The following is a 17,048-nucleotide window of genomic DNA, read 5'->3' on the forward strand; positions in this document are numbered from 1 at the left end:
TTGAGTTACAATGGTTACATGCGTACGAATGCTCCCGAACTCGGAGCCGACCTGCTGGTCGACTTCCTCAACACGCTCGACGTGGAGGACGACATCGACCACCTGGCCGACGACGAGGGCCACCGCCGCTGGGCGTCCGAGCACGGCCTCGAACCGGGGGACCGCGCGACCACCCAGCAGGTTCGGGATGCCCTGCGCGCGATCGTCGACGGAGACGCATCCCATGCGGCACTTCCGGCTCTCGCGCTTCCCGTCGACGCCGCTCCGGGTTCGGTCGGGCTGAGCCCCCGCACCGCGGCGGACGCGGCCGTCGCCAGCGCGCTGGTCCTCAGCATCCAGGGCAAGCTCGGCCGCGTGAAGCTGTGCGGGGGAGAGGACTGCCGCTGGGCGTTCTACGACGCGTCCAGGAACGGCTCGCGGCAGTGGTGCAGCATGGAGGTGTGTGGCAACCGCCAGAAGGCGCGCACGTATCGCTCGAAGGAGCGCGACGGCACCTGACCGTCGCTACAGCCGCTCAGGACGCAGCGCCCGCTTGACCCGCTCGACCGTGTTCGCGGGCGGCGCCTCGTTGTAGGCGTTGGCGAGCTCCTGCCCGGTCAGCTCGTGGATGGCCGCCATGATCGCATCCGTCGCCTGACGTCGTGCCCGCCCCGACTCCGCCGGACCGAAGTGCGACACGTCGATGGGCGTGCCGAAGGTGACGGTGATGCGGTGCGGCTTGGGGAACCGGGCCCCGACCGGCTGCATCTGATCCGTGCCGATCAGCCCGACCGGAACGACGACGGCGCCTGTGGTCAGGGCCAGCCAGCCGATCCCGGTGCGGCCGCGGTACAGCCGGCCGTCGAGCGACCGGGTGCCCTCGGGATAGAGCGCGAACGCCGCACCCGTGTCGATGATCTTGCGGGACTGGTCGAGCGCCTCCTGGGCGGCCGCACCGGCGCCGCGTTTGACGCCGACCGCGCCGATCGCCGTGAAGAAGGCGCGGGAGACCCGTCCCTTCAGCCCGGTGCCCTCGAAGTAGCTGGACTTCGCCAAGAATTGCACGCGCCGTGGAGCCGTCATCGGGATGACGACCGAGTCGATGAACGAGAGATGGTTGCTGGCCAGGATCACCGGTCCCTGCTTGGGGACGTTGCGCTTGCCGATCACGCGCGGCCGGTAGACCAGCTTCAGCAGCGGCGCCATCAGGACGCGGCCGAGGAAGTACAGTGCGCCGGGCCTCTTCACCTCGGCGGCACCATCGTCGGGCTCGTCGATGCTCACCTATCGAGGTTAAGCGCGGTCGTATGCCGATGACGGCATGCGGTCGTGCGCAGACGCTGCGGCATGCCGCTCACGGCTCGAGAGGGTTCTTCTCGGGGCAGCCGAAGCCGGCGGTGTACACCAGGCACGCCTCGACGATGCCGGTGTAGCGCACGGCCAGTGGGCTTCCGAACCACGCCGTGTAGATCCGCGAGAAGTTGAGGTTGCCGTAGGCGGCGCACGCCCCGCCGTCGCCGCCGAACTTCGTCTCCAGCGTCTGCGCGTTCGGCTGGTAGGGCGTGTAGTTGTACAGGTTCGCGGTGGCCTGGTTGAGGATGTTGACGCTGCCGGCGCCGCACGTCGCATCCGGGTGGTACTGGATGCGGTTGCCGCCGACCTTGTACCGCCAGTCGCCGGGGTGAACCGTGTACTCCCGGAACTGCCACGCCGCCCGGTAGACCTGGTTGAAGAACCCGAAGTAGCGGGCGTCGCACTCGGCGGTGTCGGGGCAGGCGTACCCGGTGGCCTTCTGGTAGCCGGATGCGCTGGGTGCCGTGAGCAGCGACTGCTCCTTCTGCAGCAGCACGAGGAGCACGCGGGGGCTGATCGTGCAGGCCTTCGCGACCCGGGCGATGATGCTGCTGGCCCGCTCGTTCGAGCGTGCGGGCATCGCCGTGCACCGGTCCTTCGAGGCCTTCTGCGCGGGCGCATCCATCCGGAAGTCCGCGAGGCACGGCGAGTCGTCCTTCGGGCGGCAAGTGCGGTCGTCGAGGAACGACTGGATCTGCCCGGCCGTCATGGCGTCCGGGTTGTAGAAGCTGTCGTCGCTGATGATGTAGCCCGGATAGAACGGCGTCGGCGGCTCGGCGACCGCGGCCGCCGGCACGAGCGCGAGCGCCGCCGCGGCGGCGGACGCCGCGGCGATCAGACGCAGGCGAGGGAGCCGCAACGCTTGTTCCTAGCGCGAGGTGGAGAGGATGTCGATGACGAAGACGATCGTGTCGGTGCCGGTGATGTCGCCGTTTCCCGCGGCACCGTAGCCGTCGGCGGGCGGGATCACTGCGAGCACCTGGGAGCCGACCTTCTGGCCCTCCAGCGCCTTCGTGAAGCCGGCGATCACTCCCGTGGTCTGGAACGAGGCGGGTTCTCCGCGGCTCCAGCTGGAGTCGAACATCTGGCCGTTGCGCCACAGGACGCCCTTGTACTGCACGGAGACCGTGTCGCCCTTCTGCACAGTCTCTCCGTCGCCCTCCTTGAGCAGGGCGATTTTCGTCTCCTTCGGCGGGTCGGACTTCGGGATGGTGATGCTCGGCTCGCCGGTCTTGGCGTTCAGCTTGACCGTGGGGAGGCCCGGGGTCGGCGCCACGGGCTTGCCGGTCGCGCGCGTGGCGGGCGCGGGCGGGACGCTGCGGACGTCGGTGACGATGACGACCGGGTCCTTCTGCTTGACCCCCAGCTGTTCGTATGCCTGGCCGAAGGCCCCCTCTGCGGTTGTGGTGAGCACCGCGCGGGATCCGACCGGGAGGCATTCAGCCGCCCGCACGAAGCCGGGCAGGAACGCCTTCTCGTCGATTTTGGCGGTCACGGGTGCGCTTGTGCCGTAGCCCTCGGACGGTGCGATCGGCTTGCCCGTCGTGCCGTTGTACGCGGCGAGGCCCAGTCCGACGGTCTGACCGGCCGTGGTCTTCTCGCCCTTCCCGGTGATAACCACGCTGCGCTCGGTGTCTGTGACCTTCAGCGGCGTCGAGAACTCGACCTTCGGGTCCGCCCCGAACTCGCCGCTCACTTTCACCGACTTCGACGTCGCCCCCGACTTCACGTTCTGACAGGTGTTCGCCGCCGGGGTCGCGCTCGAGGTCGGTTCGGACGAGCTGCTGCATGCCGCGAGTCCGGCGACGAGGAGGGCCGCGGTCGCGGACGCGGTCAGGGCCTTGAGAGAGGTACGCACGGTCGTCCATCCTGCCCTATCCGCCTCCGCCGTACCTGACAGCAGGTCATGGGTCCGCTGGATGCGCCACCTACGATGGAGGACATGACCCGCGAATTCTCCGTGCCCCAGTCCCGCCATCTCGTCACCGAGCTGCCCGGCCCGCGGTCGGTCGAACTGCAGCAGCGCCGGGTCGCCGCGGTGAGCCGCGGCGCGGGGACTCTCGCGAACATCTACATGGAGTCCGGCTCCGGCGCGATCCTGGTGGACGTCGACGGCAACCGGCTCATCGACCTCGGTTGCGGCATCGGTGTGACCACGATCGGCCACGCGCATCCCGCCGTCGCCGCTGCCGCGGCCGAGCAGGCCGCGAAGCTCACTCACACGCTCTTCACTGTGACGCCGTACGAGAACTACGTCGCCGTCGCCGAGAAGCTGGCCGAGATCACCCCCGGAGACTTCGAGAAGCACAGCATCCTCGTCAACTCGGGCGCGGAGGCGGTCGAGAACGCCGTGAAGATCGCCCGCAAGTACACGGGCCGTCGCGCCATCGCGACCCTCGACCACGCCTTCCACGGCCGCACCAACCTCACGATGGCGATGACGTACCGCCCCTGGCCGGAGCGCGCGGGGATGGGGCCGTTCCCCGGCGAGATCTACAGCCTCCCGATCAGCTACCCGTTCCGCGACCCCGAGGGGATGACGGGCGAGGAGGCTGCGGAGCGCACGATCGACTACATCCGAACCCACATCGGTGCGACCGAGCTGGCCGCCCTGTTCGTGGAGCCCATCCAGGGCGACGGCGGCATCATCATCCCGGCGCCGGGCTACTTCGCCCGCTTGGCCGAGTTCTGTGCCGAGAACGGCATCGTCTTCGTCGCGGACGAGATCCAGGCCGGCATCGGCCGCACCGGCACGTGGTACTCGATCGAGCACCACGGCGTCGTGCCCGACCTGGTCACCAGCGCCAAAGGCATCGCCGGCGGCTTCCCGCTGGCCGCTGTCACCGGCCGTGCCGAGATCATGGATGCGGTCCAGCCCGGCGGAATCGGCGGCACCTTCGGCGGCAACCCGGTGTCGACCGCTGCGGCCCTCGCGGTGTTCCAGGCGTTCGAGGACGAAGACCTCCTCGGCGAGGCCCGCCGCGTGGAGAAGGCGCTGTTGGCGCGGATCGGCGATTGGGCCGAGCGCTTCCCCGTTGTGGGCGAGGTACGCGGGAAGGGCGCGATGTTCGGCGTCGAGCTCGTCATCCCCGGGACGAAGAAGCCCAACCCGGAGGCCCTGACCTCGGTGCTGGGTCACGCCACCCGCAACGGCGTGATCCCGCTCGACGCGGGCAGCTGGGACAGCGTGCTGCGTCTGCTCCCGTCGGTCGTCATCAGCGAGGAGCTCATCGACGACGCCGCGACGGTTCTCGAGGAGGCGCTCGGCCGCCTCGGCTGAGTTCGCGGGACGTCTCCGCTCGTCTCGACGCCGGGGAGGACATCTGCGCGCCGAGCGCCCACGGAACCTCCGTCCGGTGCATTCGTGCGGAGTGTCGCGCGTCCCATCCTCCCTTTCGCACGCCGTCGGGTGCGGCGACACCCGGCGGCGTCGCCCTCCGGCGGTGGACGAAAAGGGAGGCGGATCGACGCGACACGCCGGTCGCGTGCGAAGAACGGAGGAGTTCGAGCCGTCGCGGCAGCGTGCATCCTCCGTTCGCACGAGCGGTGGAGGGGCGGACGCGCCGCGCGGGCGTCGCGTGCGTACGATGTCCCTCGTGCGCAGAGTCATCATCCTCGGGTCCACCGGTTCGATCGGGACGCAGGCGCTCGACGTCGTCGCGGCCAACCCGGACCGGTTCCGCGTCGTCGGGCTGAGCGCCGGTCGCAACGCTGACGAGCTGGCGGCGCAGGCGGAGCGGTTCGGCGTCGCGGACACCGCCCTGGGCGCCGAGGACTCCGAGCTGCTGGTGCGCTCGGTGGAGGCGGATGTGGTGCTCAACGGCATCACCGGATCCGTCGGGCTCGGGCCGACTCTCGCGGCGCTGGAGGTCGGCGCGATGCTGGCGCTCGCCAACAAGGAGTCGCTGATCGTCGGCGGGGGACTGGTCAAGCGCGCGGCAGCGCCCGGCCAGATCGTCCCGGTCGACTCCGAGCACTCCGCCATCGCGCAGGCGCTGCGCTCCGGCACCCGCGAGGAGGTGCGGCGGCTCGTGCTCACCGCTTCCGGCGGTCCGTTCCGGGGACGGTCGCGCGACTCGCTGCGCGACGTCACTCCGCAGCAGGCGCTCGCGCATCCCACCTGGGACATGGGGCTCGTCGTCACGACGAACTCCTCGACGCTCGTCAACAAGGGACTCGAAGTGATCGAGGCGCACCTGCTGTTCGACGTGCCCTACGACCGGATCGACGTGACGGTGCACCCGCAGTCCGTCATCCACTCGATGGTGGAGTTCGTCGACGGCTCGACGATCGCGCAGGCGTCGCCGCCCGACATGCGCCTCCCCATCTCGCTCGGCCTCGGCTGGCCCGACCGGGTGCCCGACGTCGGCGCGCCGCTCGACTGGACCACGGCGCACACCTGGACGTTCGAGCCGCTCGACGACGACGCCTTCCCCGCCGTGTCGCTGGCGAAGCGTGTCGGACTGCAGGGCGGGACGTATCCCGCTGTGTTCAACGCAGCGAACGAGCAGGCGGTCGCCGCGTTCCACGCCGGCGCGATCGGTTACCTCGACATCCTCAACACGGTGGAGCGGGTCGTCGACGCGCACGTGCGGTCCGGCGAGCTGACGCGCGAGTCCCTCGTCGAGGCGGAGGGATGGGCGCGCCGCAAGGCGGACCAGCTCATCGACCGGAGATAATCGTTCGACCGCACGTCGTCTCCGGGGGGAATCCATGCGCAGGTTGGCCACGCTCATCGTCAGTATCGGCGTCCTGCTGAGCACGGCCGCGTGCGCCGGAGCGCCGGGTTCCGGCTCGGCCGCGACCGGCGGCCCCGCCGCCTCCACCGCAGGTTCGACGGCGCCGACGGTGGAGCCGATCACCGCCATCGTCATCCTTGCCGACGGCGTTCGCTTTCAGGCGGGCGCGACCGTGCGTGAGACGGTCGCCTACGACGCCCCCGCAGACGTGGCCCTCGCCGCGTTCGCCGACGCGCTGGGACCTCAGAGCGGCTTGCAGGAACACGCGGCGACCAATCACACCCCTCCCACGACGGAGCACCAGTTCGGCGAGGGTGTGGCCGTCCTGGAACCGCACTATGTGGCGGGCGTGGAGAACGACCCGATGATCCGGCCTGTGTGGTCTGTCCGCGCGGGTACCGCGGCCATCGGCGAGGTGCGCATCGGCACGGAAGGCGGAATCGCCGTCGGCTCCCCGGTCGAGGACATCCCGGGCTGGAACGACCCCGATCGGATGGGGACGCTGACGACGAGCACGGGCACCCTGGCCGAGCTGCTGGTCGTCGCGGCGCCCGGGTCGCAGCTCGTCCCTTCCGCATCGTCGGGGGCGTACGGTGTGCTCGCCGTCGCAGACCCGTATCCCGGTCCGATCACGACCCTGATCGCGCCCTCGCAGCACGGCGGCGCCTGAGCGGACATAGCGGTCACCGAGGCGCCTCGCGGCCACTTCCAAGGCGCACCCCAGTACCCTGAACCCGTGGATTCCGTGCTCCTGTTCGTGCTGGGCGTCGTCATCATCCTGATCGGCGTCGCTCTGTCGATCGCTCTGCACGAGATCGGCCACCTCGTTCCGGCCAAGCTGTTCGGCGTCAAGGTGACGCAGTACATGATCGGCTTCGGCAAGACGCTGTTCTCGTTCCGCCGCGGCGAGACGGAGTACGGCGTGAAGGCCATCCCGCTCGGCGGCTACATCTCGATGATCGGGATGTTCCCTCCGGGCAAGGAGGGCGGCCGTGGCCGCAATGCGACCACCGGGTTCATGCAGCAGATGGTCCAGGATGCGCGCGTCGCAAGCTCGGAGACCGTCGCCGTCGGCGAGGAGGAGCGCACCTTCTACCGCCTTCCGGTCTGGAAGCGCATCGTCATCATGTTCGGCGGTCCGTTCATGAACCTCGTGATCGGCGTCGTGCTGTTCGGCGTGCTGCTGATGGGGTTCGGCGCGCCGCAGAGTTCGACGACGCTCGCGACCGTCAGCCAGTGCGTGCTGCCCGCCGGGAGCACCGCCAAGACGTGCCCGGATGACGCACCGCAGGGTCCGGCCGCCGCTGCGGGACTCAAGCCCGGCGACACGATCGTCAGCATCGACGGCCAGAAGATCAGCAGCTGGGACCAGTCCACGGCGATCATCCGCGAGTCGGCGGGCCGCACCCTCACCGTCGTGCTCAGCCGCGATGGTGAGGAGCGGACGGTCCAGCTGACGCCGGTCGTGAACAAGGTGGCCAAGACGGATGCGAACGGCGCGGTCGTGAAGGACGCCGCCGGCGGCATCGAGACGCTGACCGTGGGGTTCGTCGGAATCGGGCCGGTGGCGAAGCTCGTGCCACAGCCGATCACGGCCGTGCTCCCGGCGGTCGGAGCGCAGACCGGCGCCGTCTTCAACGTCTTCCTGCACCTGCCGCAGCGCATGGTCGACGTCTGGAATGCCGCCTTCGGCTCCGCCGAGCGTGACCCCAACGGCCCCATCAGCGTGGTCGGGATCGGCCGGGCGGCGGGCGAGCTGACGGCCCTGGACGGCGTCCCCGTGGTCGACAAGGTCTACACGATGATCGGGATGCTGGCGTCGCTGAACATCGCGCTGTTCGTCTTCAACCTGGTGCCGCTGCTGCCGCTCGACGGCGGTCACATCGCCGGAGCGCTCTGGGAGGGCCTGCGGCGCACGTTCGCGAAGATCTTCCGCCGCCGCGATCCCGGACCGGTGGACATGGCGAAGCTCATGCCGCTCACCTTCGCGGTCGTCATCGTGCTCGGCGGGATGAGCGTGCTGCTGATGTACGCGGACATCGTGAAGCCCGTGAACCTCTTCGGCTGACGTCCAGCCGCCTCCCACCGTGCCGCGTAGGATTGAGCCCGTGGCAGCAATCAATCTGGGGATGCCCAAGGTCCCCGAAACCCTCGCACCCCGTCGCAAGTCCCGTCAGATCCGCGTCGGCAAAGTCCTGGTCGGCGGTGACGCCCCGATCAGCGTCCAGTCGATGACCACGACGCCGACGACGAACATCAACGCCACTCTGCAGCAGATCGCCGAGCTCACGGCATCCGGCTGCGACATCGTCCGCGTCGCGGTGCCCAGCCGCGACGACGCCGAGGCGCTGCCGATCATCGCCAAGAAGAGCCAGATCCCGGTCATCGCCGACATCCACTTCCAGCCGAACTACGTCTACGCGGCCATCGACGCCGGATGCGCGGCCGTCCGTGTCAACCCGGGCAACATCCGCAAGTTCGACGACCAGGTGGGCGAGATCGCCCGCCGCGCGAAGGCCGCGGGCGTCTCGCTCCGCATCGGCGTCAACGCCGGGTCGCTCGACCGCCGCCTGCTCGAGAAGTACGGGAAGGCGACCCCCGAGGCCTTGGTCGAGTCGGCCGTCTGGGAGGCGAGCCTGTTCGAGGAGCACGACTTCCACGACTTCAAGATCTCGGTCAAGCACAACGACCCCATCGTCATGGTGAAGGCGTACCGGATGCTCGCAGAGCGCGGCGACTGGCCCCTTCACCTCGGTGTGACCGAGGCCGGCCCCGCGTTCCAGGGCACCATCAAGTCGGCGACCGCGTTCGGCATCCTGCTCGGCGAGGGCATCGGCGACACGATCCGCGTCTCGCTCTCCGCGCCTCCGGCCGAGGAGGTTAAGGTGGGCCTGCAGATCCTGCAGTCGCTCAACCTCCGTGAGCGGAAGCTCGAGATCGTGTCGTGCCCCAGCTGCGGTCGCGCCCAGGTCGACGTCTACTCGCTCGCCGACAGCGTCACCGAGGGCCTGCAGGGCATGAGCGTTCCGCTCCGCGTCGCCGTCATGGGCTGCGTCGTGAACGGTCCGGGCGAGGCCCGCGAGGCCGACCTCGGCGTCGCCAGCGGCAACGGCAAGGGCCAGATCTTCGTCAAGGGCGAGGTCATCAAGACCGTCCCCGAGTCGGAGATCGTCGCCACGCTCATCGCCGAGGCGAACCGCCTCGCCGAGGAGATGGAGGACCGCCCGTCGGGCGAGCCCACCGTGAGCGTCGGCGCGCACTGACCTCCGCGGGCCGGTTGCCCGTCACCCGGCGGGCGTCGCATCCGGCTGCTCAGCACCCGGCTGTGCCGCATCCACCGGCTCGAAGTGGATGCGGCCGCTCGGGATGTCTGCGGCGACCACCCGCAGACGTACGCGGTCACCGGGCTGTACGCCGTCCCAGCGCGGGACGGACGCGGTGACGGCCGGGTCGTCGAGCTGCACCAGCACGGTGCCGTTGCGGACGGCGAGCACGGTGGTGTCGAGCACCGCTCCGATGCGCGAGCTGAGGAGCGCCGCCTCCACGCGATCCACGGCCCCCGCGTCGAGTTGCGCTGCGAGGCGGTTCGATGCGCCCATGATCGACGGCAGCTCGCCGAGCGACGACCGCGCCCAGTCGGGCACCGGCCGCCCCGCACAGAGCGCCTCGCAGACCACGAGCCCCCAGCGGTCGACCAGCCGGCGCAGCGGCGCCGTGACATGGGCGTACGGGGCGGCGATCGCCGACTGCTGCGGGTCGGCCGGTGGCTCGCCGTCGAGCACGACGTAGCCCGCTCCGCGGAACAGAGCCGTCGCGGCCTGAAGGACGGCGGCCGCGTGCGGCTGCGCCCGGTCGAGCGAGCGCAGGTACTCGCCGTACGGCACGTCCTCCGCCCACGGCAGCCCGAGGGCGATCGTCTGGGCGCGGAACGCCGCGAACGCCTCGGGCGACGGCGCGGGCATCATGCGCAGGATGCCGACCCGGCCCTCCAGCATCAGCGCAGCGGCCGCCATCCCGGTCAGCAGCGAGAGCTGGGCGTTCCACTCCTCGACCGGGAGCGTGGCGCGCCGCTGGAGGGTGTAGGCGCCGTCGCGGAAGACGATCTCCTCGTCCGGTGTGTTCAGGCTCGCGCCGCCGCGCTCCCGCTCGCAGGCGATGCGGAGGGGCCCGACCTCGCTGAGCAGCGCCAGCTCCTCCGGTGCCGAGCCGTCGTCGATGGCCGCCTGCGCCTCTTCGTAGCTCCACTGGCGGCGCGACCGGATGCGGGCGCGCGACACGTGCGCCGAGGCCTCGTGTCCGCTCGCATCGAGGGCGATGTCCCAGACGTAGGCGCCGCGCACGACGTCCGGGAGCAGCGACCCGGCGTCCTCGCCGATCGCGGCGGGGTGCAGCGGCACCCGTCCGTCCGGCGCGTACAGGGTCTGACCGCGGCGACGCGCCTCGGCATCCACCTCGCCGTCCGGCCGCACCAGGGCCGGCACGTCGGCGATCGCGTAGAGCACGCGGAAGCCGTCGGCGGTGCGGGCGAGGTGGAGCGCCTGGTCGAGGTCGGTGGATCCGGCCGGATCGATGGTGAGGAACGGCACGTCGGTGAGGTCGGCGTCCGGGAGGGGGTGCGCGGCGGCGACGGATCGTGCTTCGGCCTCGACCGGCGCGGGGAAGCCGTCCGGGAGGCCGAGCTCGTGCCGGAAGGCCGCGAGCGAGGCGGCGAGGGGAGCGGCGGAGGCGGAATCGACGACGCGGGTCCGGCGGTCGGGCATGCCCCCACCGTAGTCTCCACGCGCGTGCGGGCTGTCGCGTGCCCTCTAACATGGAACGGTGCCTACACGCTTGAGCAACTACTTCCTCCGCACCCTCCGAGAAGACCCCTCCGACGCCGAGGTCACCAGCCATCGCCTGCTGGTCCGCGCCGGGTACATCCGCCGCCAGGCGCCGGGAATCTTCGCGTGGCTGCCGCTGGGGTTGCGCGTGAAGGAGAAGATCGAGCGGATCATCCGCGAGGAGATGGCGGCCGCCGGGGCGCACGAGGTGCACTTCCCCGCGCTGCTGCCCCGTGAGCCCTACGAGGCCACCGGCCGCTGGGAGGAGTACGGCGACGGCATCTTCCGGCTCAAAGACCGGAAGGACGCCGACTACCTGCTGGCTCCGACCCACGAAGAGGTCTTCACGCTGCTGGTGAAGGACCTCTACTCGTCCTACAAGGACCTCCCGCTCACGATCTTCCAGATCCAGGACAAGTACCGCGACGAGGCACGTCCGCGGGCCGGCCTCCTGCGCGGGCGCGAGTTCACGATGAAGGACGCCTACTCGTTCGACTACACCGACGCGGGCCTCGACACGAGCTACATGGCGCAGCGCGACGCCTACGAGCGCATCTTCACGCGGCTCGGGCTCTCGTACGTCATCGTCCAGGCGGATGCCGGGGCGATGGGCGGCTCACGGTCGGAGGAGTTCCTGCACCCGACCGTCGTCGGAGAAGACACGTTCGTGCGCTCGCCCGGCGGCTACGCGGCGAATGTCGAGGCGTTCACCACGCTCGCGCCGCCCACGCGTTCGTACGAGAAGCTGACGCCGCAGGAGGTGCTGGACACCCCCGGGACGCCGACCATCCAGTCGCTGGTCGAGCTCGCCAACGAGAAGCACCCGCGGCCCGACGGCCGTTCGTGGACGGCCGCTGACACCCTGAAGAACGTCGTGCTCGCGCTGACGCACCTCGACGGCACGCGCGACCTGGTGGTCGTCGGACTCCCCGGCGACCGCGAGGTCGACATGAAGCGCGCGGAGGTGGCTTTCGCGCCCGCCGAGGTCGAGGCCGCGACGGACGAGGACTTCGCCAAGCACCCCGGCCTCGTGAAGGGGTACATCGGACCCTGGTCGGCCGACGGCCCTGTTCTGGGTGAGGAGTCCGCGACAGGGATCCGCTACGTCGTCGATCCGCGCGTGGTCGACGGCTCCGGCTGGATCACGGGCGCGAACATCGAGGGCAAGCACGTCTTCGGTCTGGTCGCCGGCCGCGACTTCGGCTGGGACGGCGTCGTCGAGGCCGCCGAGGTCAAGGCGGGCGATCCCGCACCGGACGGATCCGGGCCGGTCGAGCTCGCCCGCGGCATGGAGATCGGCCACGTCTTCCAGCTCGGCCGCAAATACGCGGATGCCCTCGGGCTCAAGGTGCTCGACGAGAACGGCAAGCTCGTCACGGTCACCATGGGCTCCTACGGCATCGGCGTGACGCGCATCCTCGCGATCATCGCGGAGGAGAACAACGACGACCGCGGTCTCGTCTGGCCGGAGTCGGTCTCGCCGTTCGACGTGCACGTCGTGGCGGCCGGACGTGAGCAGGTCGCCTACGACGTGGCGGAGGAGGTCGTCGCCCAGCTGGAGGACGCCCGCCTCGACGTGCTGTACGACGACCGGCCCAAGGTCTCGCCCGGTGTGAAGTTCGGCGACGCCGAGCTGATCGGCATCCCGCGCGTCCTCGTCGTCGGCCGCGGCGCCGCCGAGGGCCAGGTCGAGCTGTGGGACCGCCGCAACGGCGACCGCCGGACGTTGTCCATCGCGGAGGCCGTGGCGGAGCTCACGGCGTAGCCGGCGTGGAGCTCAGCCGGTCGACGCGTCGTCGCCGGCGATCTCCACGTGGATGCGGCGGAGATCCTCCACCAGGGAGCCGATGAGCACCCAGTGCCGCGGGTCGGGGGTCGCGACCGTGAGGGGAGCGGTGAGCACCGGGATGCCGGCCGTCTCCGTCCCCGGCTCGACGACGGGCTCGTCCGGGTCGCGCGCCAGCAGCCGGAGGTCGTGGGCCGCGCGATCGAGCTCGTCGGCGATCGCGCGGATGGTCGGCTCGACGGCGAGGCTGTCGTCGTAGTGGTCGTGGTAGGCGCGCGTCATGCCGAGCGTCCGGTTGATCAACGGCCGCAGCCTGTCGAAGAGCTCCTGGTCGTGCTGCAGGAAGACGCGGTGCTTCCGCTGCCGCGGGTTCAGCGACAGGCTCTCGTCGGCCGCGGTCAACGCCGCCTGCGCCTTGGTCTCCATCGGGCGGAGCAGCCGCGCCTCGATGAGCAGCGCATCCAGCTCGCCGCGGGTGTGCCTGGTGGTCAGCGCGTTCGCAAGCCGGTCGAGCGTCGAAGCGGTCTCGCGACCCAGGGCGATCACGGCCTGACGCGCGGGCGCCGTCAGCACCGGCGGCACGATCGCGACGTTGACGACGACGCCGATGACGGCGCCGATCACGGTCTCCACGATCCGGGCGAGCGCGTACTCCGGGTCCGAGGCGCCGATCGCGAGCACCAGCATCGCCGTGATCGGCACCTGGTTCGCCGTCCCCGGCGTCAGGCGCAGCGCCCAGGCCAGGAGGACCGACACCACGACCGCGAGCAGCACGATCCAGCTGTTCGTCCCGAAGGCCAGACCGATCAGGTAGGCGATCACGACGCCGACGATCACCCCGATGGAGCGCTCGATGGCGCGCCCGACGGACTGGTTGACGCTCGGCTGCACGACCAGCAGCGCGGCTATGGTCGCGAAGATCGGCAGCTCGCCGTGCACGAAGATGCTCGCCACCGCCCAGGCGAGGATCATGGCGACGGCGGTCTTCACCACCTGCAGGAACGGCGCGCGGGTCGAGGTGCGGATGGTGGCGGGAATCGCGATCCCCGCCGGGAGCCGGCTTCCGGATGATCTGGTGCGTGCCACCCCTCAACGCTACCCGGCGGCGTACGACGCGTACGCGCGTGCAGACCGCTGGAGCTGGGCCTCGCGGGCGGCGCTCAGCGCGGCGAACGGCAGAGGAGTGACACGGCCGCCTTCCCGACGCCAGGTCCCGACGACCCGGCCTCCGGCCACGATGATCGGCTGGAAGATGCCGTTGTTGCCCGGCACGATCAGCTCCCAGTGCTCGTCGTCGAGGATAGGCGAGCGGTCCTGATAGCCGAGCAGGTACTCGTCGAAGCCGGGCAGCAGGTGCACGGCATCCTTCTCGCCTCGGGTCGGGGGAGTGGACGCTGCGCGGTCGGCCAGCTCGGCGGTCAGCAGGTACTCCACCCCGTCGACCTCAAGGGTCGTCAGGGCATCCCCCAGCACCGCACGCGCGGTCTTGGCGCCCGCGACCGTCCCCTTCGTCCACCACACGAAGTCCTTCACCGTCGCCGGACCGTGGCCCTGCAGGTAGCGGAGGAGGAACTGCGCGATGGCTTCGTCGGGTTCGAGCGCCCGAGGTGCCGGCGCCCATTCGTCGAGCAGCACCAGCGCCTGCGTCGGGTTGCCGTTGCCTGCGCGGACGACGGGACCCCAGCACAGCAGCCCGGTCTGGGCGAGGTAGTAGATCAGGTGGTAGCCGCGCTGGCCCGTGGTCGCGATGCCCGCCTCCTCCCACAGCTGCATCACCTCGGCTCGGCCGATGCTCCTGCCGCCCGTCAACGCGCCGGTGACGACGTCGGCCGCTCGGGCGAAGTCGGCTGCGGTCAGGTCGAGCTGCTGCTGACGCCGCGCGAGACCGGCCACGATGCGGTCCATGGTGACCGAGAGCATCCAGCGCAGGTCCTCCGGCGGGAGGAAGTGCAGTGTTCCGCGCATGGGCCACGAACGGATGACGCTGCCGGCATCGAGCGCGGCCAGCACGTCACTCTGGGTCGCGCCGGTGGTCCGGAGCGCGAGCGCCCAGCAGCCCGCGGCGAAGTCCTGACCTTGGAGGGCCAGCATTCGCCGTGCGACGGAGGTCACGTCCGGCTCGCGCGGACCGTCGATCGCCTGGGCGAGCCGGCGGAGGCGGAGCAGGTCGGAGCGGCTGGCAGGCATGGCAGTCAGCTTGCCAGGGACCGCCGACGCGCGCATCCCGAGCGGGGCGTCTCGGGCGAGCCGGCCGGCCCGGGACGGTTAACGCAGGAGGCCGAGCTCGGTCAGCTGCTCGCTGAGACCGGCGCCGTCCGGGGAGTACACCCAGGGCGTGCCGGACAGCTCCGCGTGCTTGTCTGCCTTGGAACGGCCACCGGCGAGCACCGCCTCGCCGCTGGAGAGCTGCCGGATGGCGACCGCGGCGACGTTCTCCGGATGCTCGGTCGTGAAGTCGCCGTAGAGGTCCTCGTCGTGCTGGCCGTCGTCGCCGATGAGCAGCCACTTGAGCCCCGGGAACTCCTCGGCCAGGCGGTCGAGGCTCGTCCGCTTGTGCTCGCGACCGCTGCGGAACCAGCGGTCGTGCGTCGGGCCCCAGTCCGTCAGGAGCAGCGGACCGGCGGGGAAGAGGTTGCGGTTCAGGAACCGGGTGAGGGTCGGCGCGACGTTCCAGGCTCCCGTCGAAAGGTAGATGACGGGCGCGCCCGGGTGGGATGCGGAGAGCCGCTCCAGGAGGACCGCCATGCCCGGCGTGGGAACGCGCGCGTGCTCATCCAGCACGAAGGTGTTCCAGGCCGCGAGCAGCGGGCGGGGGAGTGCCGTCACCATCACCGTGTCGTCGACGTCGGAGATGATGCCGAAGGTCGCCTTCGGGTCGACGATGAACACCGGGGCCTCGAACACGCGCGCCGACTCGGAGGTCGAGAGTTTGATCGTGTGCCAGCCCGGTGCGAGCTGTACGGGGACCACCGTGTCGATGACCCCGCCGCGATCGGTGACGACCTCGTGCCGGTCGCCCTCGATCTCGACCGTCACCGTCGTCTCCGCCAGGGGGACGCTGATGAACGACCGCCAGCCGCGGACCGACTCCTCGCGCTTGCGGTGCAGCCGCTCGGCGCGGCTTCCGGGCCGCGGGTCTTTGGCGAGGACGACGCGGCCGAGGATGCGCACCCAGCTGGGCGAGCCGTAGCCGGTGTACGGGACGACGGTCGCGAGGAATCCGCGTTTGCGGGCGCGCCGAGCACGGAACTCGTGGAACGCGTCCTCGATGCGCGCGGCACGGTGCATGATCGGCTCGACCGCGGCGCCGCGACGGGCGACGGAGTCGCCGGAGACGTGCTCGGGGCGCGATTCGGGGGAGGGCATCTGAGTCATTTTCTCATGGAGTGAACGTGCACACGAATGCATCCCCCAGATCTGGGGGACATTTCTGCGGCGCGTCGAAGGGTATTCCCCAGCGGAAGTGAGGTTTCCCCGAATATGATCCCGGTAGTGCGACGGTGATCCCGTCGCCGGGCTGGGGACCCGCACCACCACCTTGTTCGAGAGAAAGAAGGAGCCGCCCTCGTGCCCATCAACGATCTGGTCGCCGGTCAGAACACCGTCGGAGCGCCGCTCGTGCGCACGGAACCGATCCAGGAGCGCAGCGCAGCGCGCATCGACGCCCTCCTGGACGCCGCCGCCGAAGTGGTCGACGAGATCGGCTTCGATCGGCTCACCACTGCGATGGTGGCCGAACGCGCCGGCGCGTCCATCGGGACCGTGTACCGCTATTTCCCTGACCGCATCGTCCTGCTGCAGGCGCTGCGCGACCGCGCCCTGCTCCGCTACCGCCGCTCCGTCGTCGAGGCGATCGACGCGCAGTCGCCCGAGCACTGGTGGAACGCCGTGGAGTGCGCCATCGACGCCTTCGTCGACATGTTCCGCACCGAGAGCGGCTTCCGCATCATCCGCTTCTCGGGAGCCGAGCGCGCGGGCGCAGGCGAGGAGGACGTCGCCCAGGACACCGGCTTCGCCAACCAGTTCGCGCAGATCCTCGCCGACGAGTACGGGCTGCCGGCCGGAGAAGACCTGGCGTTCCGCCTGCAGGTCGTCGTCGAGATCATGGACTCCCTGATCACGCGCGCTTTCGTGGAAGATCCGAACGGCGATGAGCGCTACATCGCCGAGGCGAGGACGGTCGCACGCGAGTACCTGGAGCGCCGGTTCGGCCCCGAGTCCTGACTCCGTAGCGGTTCCGCCGGATTCCCGTCCGGTGGGAATGTCGGTGGTCGGTGGCAAGTTGCCATCCACACGGGCGCGCGTTCCGAACAAGGAACGAGCGCGCCGGACGGCCGTGACACCGACAGAAGGGGGGCCGGCAGTGCGACC

Annotated in this window: 15 protein-coding genes; 8 read left to right on the top strand and 7 right to left on the bottom strand. The window is 70.4% G+C overall.

The window, feature by feature from the left end:
* The first annotated feature begins 18 nt into the window (after window positions 1-18).
* Window positions 19-498, top strand: coding sequence for a CGNR zinc finger domain-containing protein (locus J2Y42_RS12995; protein WP_309859280.1), 480 nt, complete (start codon window positions 19-21; stop codon window positions 496-498).
* 6 nt (window positions 499-504) lie between these two features.
* Here the strand turns inward: J2Y42_RS12995 and J2Y42_RS13000 are convergent, their stop codons facing one another.
* From J2Y42_RS13000 to J2Y42_RS13010, 3 genes are all read right to left on the bottom strand, one after another.
* Window positions 505-1,263: a 1-acyl-sn-glycerol-3-phosphate acyltransferase gene (locus tag J2Y42_RS13000; RefSeq protein ID WP_018190869.1), complete on the bottom strand. Its 759-nt coding sequence runs from the start codon at window positions 1,261-1,263 to the stop codon at window positions 505-507.
* A gap of 70 nt (window positions 1,264-1,333) precedes the next feature.
* A complete protein-coding gene (locus J2Y42_RS13005; RefSeq protein WP_309859281.1) occupies window positions 1,334-2,191 on the bottom strand; it encodes a hypothetical protein in 858 nt (285 codons plus the stop codon).
* A 9-nt stretch (window positions 2,192-2,200) separates the two neighbouring features.
* Window positions 2,201-3,190, bottom strand: coding sequence for an FKBP-type peptidyl-prolyl cis-trans isomerase (locus tag J2Y42_RS13010; RefSeq protein ID WP_309859283.1), 990 nt, complete (start codon window positions 3,188-3,190; stop codon window positions 2,201-2,203).
* Window positions 3,191-3,265: 75 nt separating this feature from the next.
* Here J2Y42_RS13010 and J2Y42_RS13015 point away from each other — a divergent pair, with 75 nt between their 5' ends.
* The 5 genes from J2Y42_RS13015 (at window position 3,266) to ispG (ending at window position 9,334) form a co-directional block, all read left to right on the top strand.
* Window positions 3,266-4,612 (top strand): aminotransferase class III-fold pyridoxal phosphate-dependent enzyme, encoded by a 1,347-nt coding sequence (locus tag J2Y42_RS13015; protein WP_309859285.1) that lies wholly within the window; start codon window positions 3,266-3,268, stop codon window positions 4,610-4,612.
* 307 nt (window positions 4,613-4,919) lie between these two features.
* Window positions 4,920-6,011: a 1-deoxy-D-xylulose-5-phosphate reductoisomerase gene (locus J2Y42_RS13020; protein ID WP_309859287.1), complete on the top strand. Its 1,092-nt coding sequence runs from the start codon at window positions 4,920-4,922 to the stop codon at window positions 6,009-6,011.
* Window positions 6,012-6,045: 34 nt separating this feature from the next.
* A complete protein-coding gene (locus tag J2Y42_RS13025) occupies window positions 6,046-6,741 on the top strand; it encodes a hypothetical protein (protein WP_309859289.1) in 696 nt (231 codons plus the stop codon).
* 75 nt (window positions 6,742-6,816) lie between these two features.
* On the top strand, window positions 6,817-8,139 hold the full coding sequence (locus J2Y42_RS13030) for an RIP metalloprotease (protein ID WP_018190874.1): 1,323 nt from the start codon (window positions 6,817-6,819) through the stop codon (window positions 8,137-8,139).
* A gap of 61 nt (window positions 8,140-8,200) precedes the next feature.
* Window positions 8,201-9,334 carry a flavodoxin-dependent (E)-4-hydroxy-3-methylbut-2-enyl-diphosphate synthase gene (ispG, locus tag J2Y42_RS13035; protein WP_309859546.1) on the top strand — a complete coding sequence of 378 codons (1,134 nt, stop codon included), beginning with the start codon at window positions 8,201-8,203 and terminating at the stop codon, window positions 9,332-9,334.
* Window positions 9,335-9,355: 21 nt separating this feature from the next.
* Here the strand turns inward: ispG and J2Y42_RS13040 are convergent, their stop codons facing one another.
* Window positions 9,356-10,831 (bottom strand): RNB domain-containing ribonuclease, encoded by a 1,476-nt coding sequence (locus tag J2Y42_RS13040; RefSeq protein ID WP_309859291.1) that lies wholly within the window; start codon window positions 10,829-10,831, stop codon window positions 9,356-9,358.
* A gap of 58 nt (window positions 10,832-10,889) precedes the next feature.
* Here J2Y42_RS13040 and J2Y42_RS13045 point away from each other — a divergent pair, with 58 nt between their 5' ends.
* Entirely contained in the window at window positions 10,890-12,656 is a 1,767-nt protein-coding gene (locus tag J2Y42_RS13045; protein ID WP_309859293.1) for a proline--tRNA ligase, read from the top strand.
* A gap of 12 nt (window positions 12,657-12,668) precedes the next feature.
* On the opposite strand, the gene J2Y42_RS13050 is transcribed toward J2Y42_RS13045, so the two are convergent.
* From J2Y42_RS13050 to J2Y42_RS13060, 3 genes are all read right to left on the bottom strand, one after another.
* A complete protein-coding gene (locus tag J2Y42_RS13050; RefSeq protein WP_309859296.1) occupies window positions 12,669-13,763 on the bottom strand; it encodes an FUSC family protein in 1,095 nt (364 codons plus the stop codon).
* A gap of 9 nt (window positions 13,764-13,772) precedes the next feature.
* Window positions 13,773-14,864 (bottom strand): winged helix DNA-binding domain-containing protein, encoded by a 1,092-nt coding sequence (locus tag J2Y42_RS13055; RefSeq protein ID WP_309859298.1) that lies wholly within the window; start codon window positions 14,862-14,864, stop codon window positions 13,773-13,775.
* A gap of 78 nt (window positions 14,865-14,942) precedes the next feature.
* Entirely contained in the window at window positions 14,943-16,043 is a 1,101-nt protein-coding gene (locus tag J2Y42_RS13060; RefSeq protein ID WP_309859300.1) for a phosphatase domain-containing protein, read from the bottom strand.
* Between the two features lie 201 nt (window positions 16,044-16,244).
* Here J2Y42_RS13060 and J2Y42_RS13065 point away from each other — a divergent pair, with 201 nt between their 5' ends.
* On the top strand, window positions 16,245-16,901 hold the full coding sequence (locus tag J2Y42_RS13065; protein ID WP_309859301.1) for a TetR/AcrR family transcriptional regulator: 657 nt from the start codon (window positions 16,245-16,247) through the stop codon (window positions 16,899-16,901).
* Window positions 16,902-17,048 lie beyond the last annotated feature (147 nt).

The organism is Leifsonia sp. 1010, assembly GCF_031455295.1.
Taxonomy (GTDB): Bacteria; Actinomycetota; Actinomycetes; order Actinomycetales; family Microbacteriaceae; genus Leifsonia.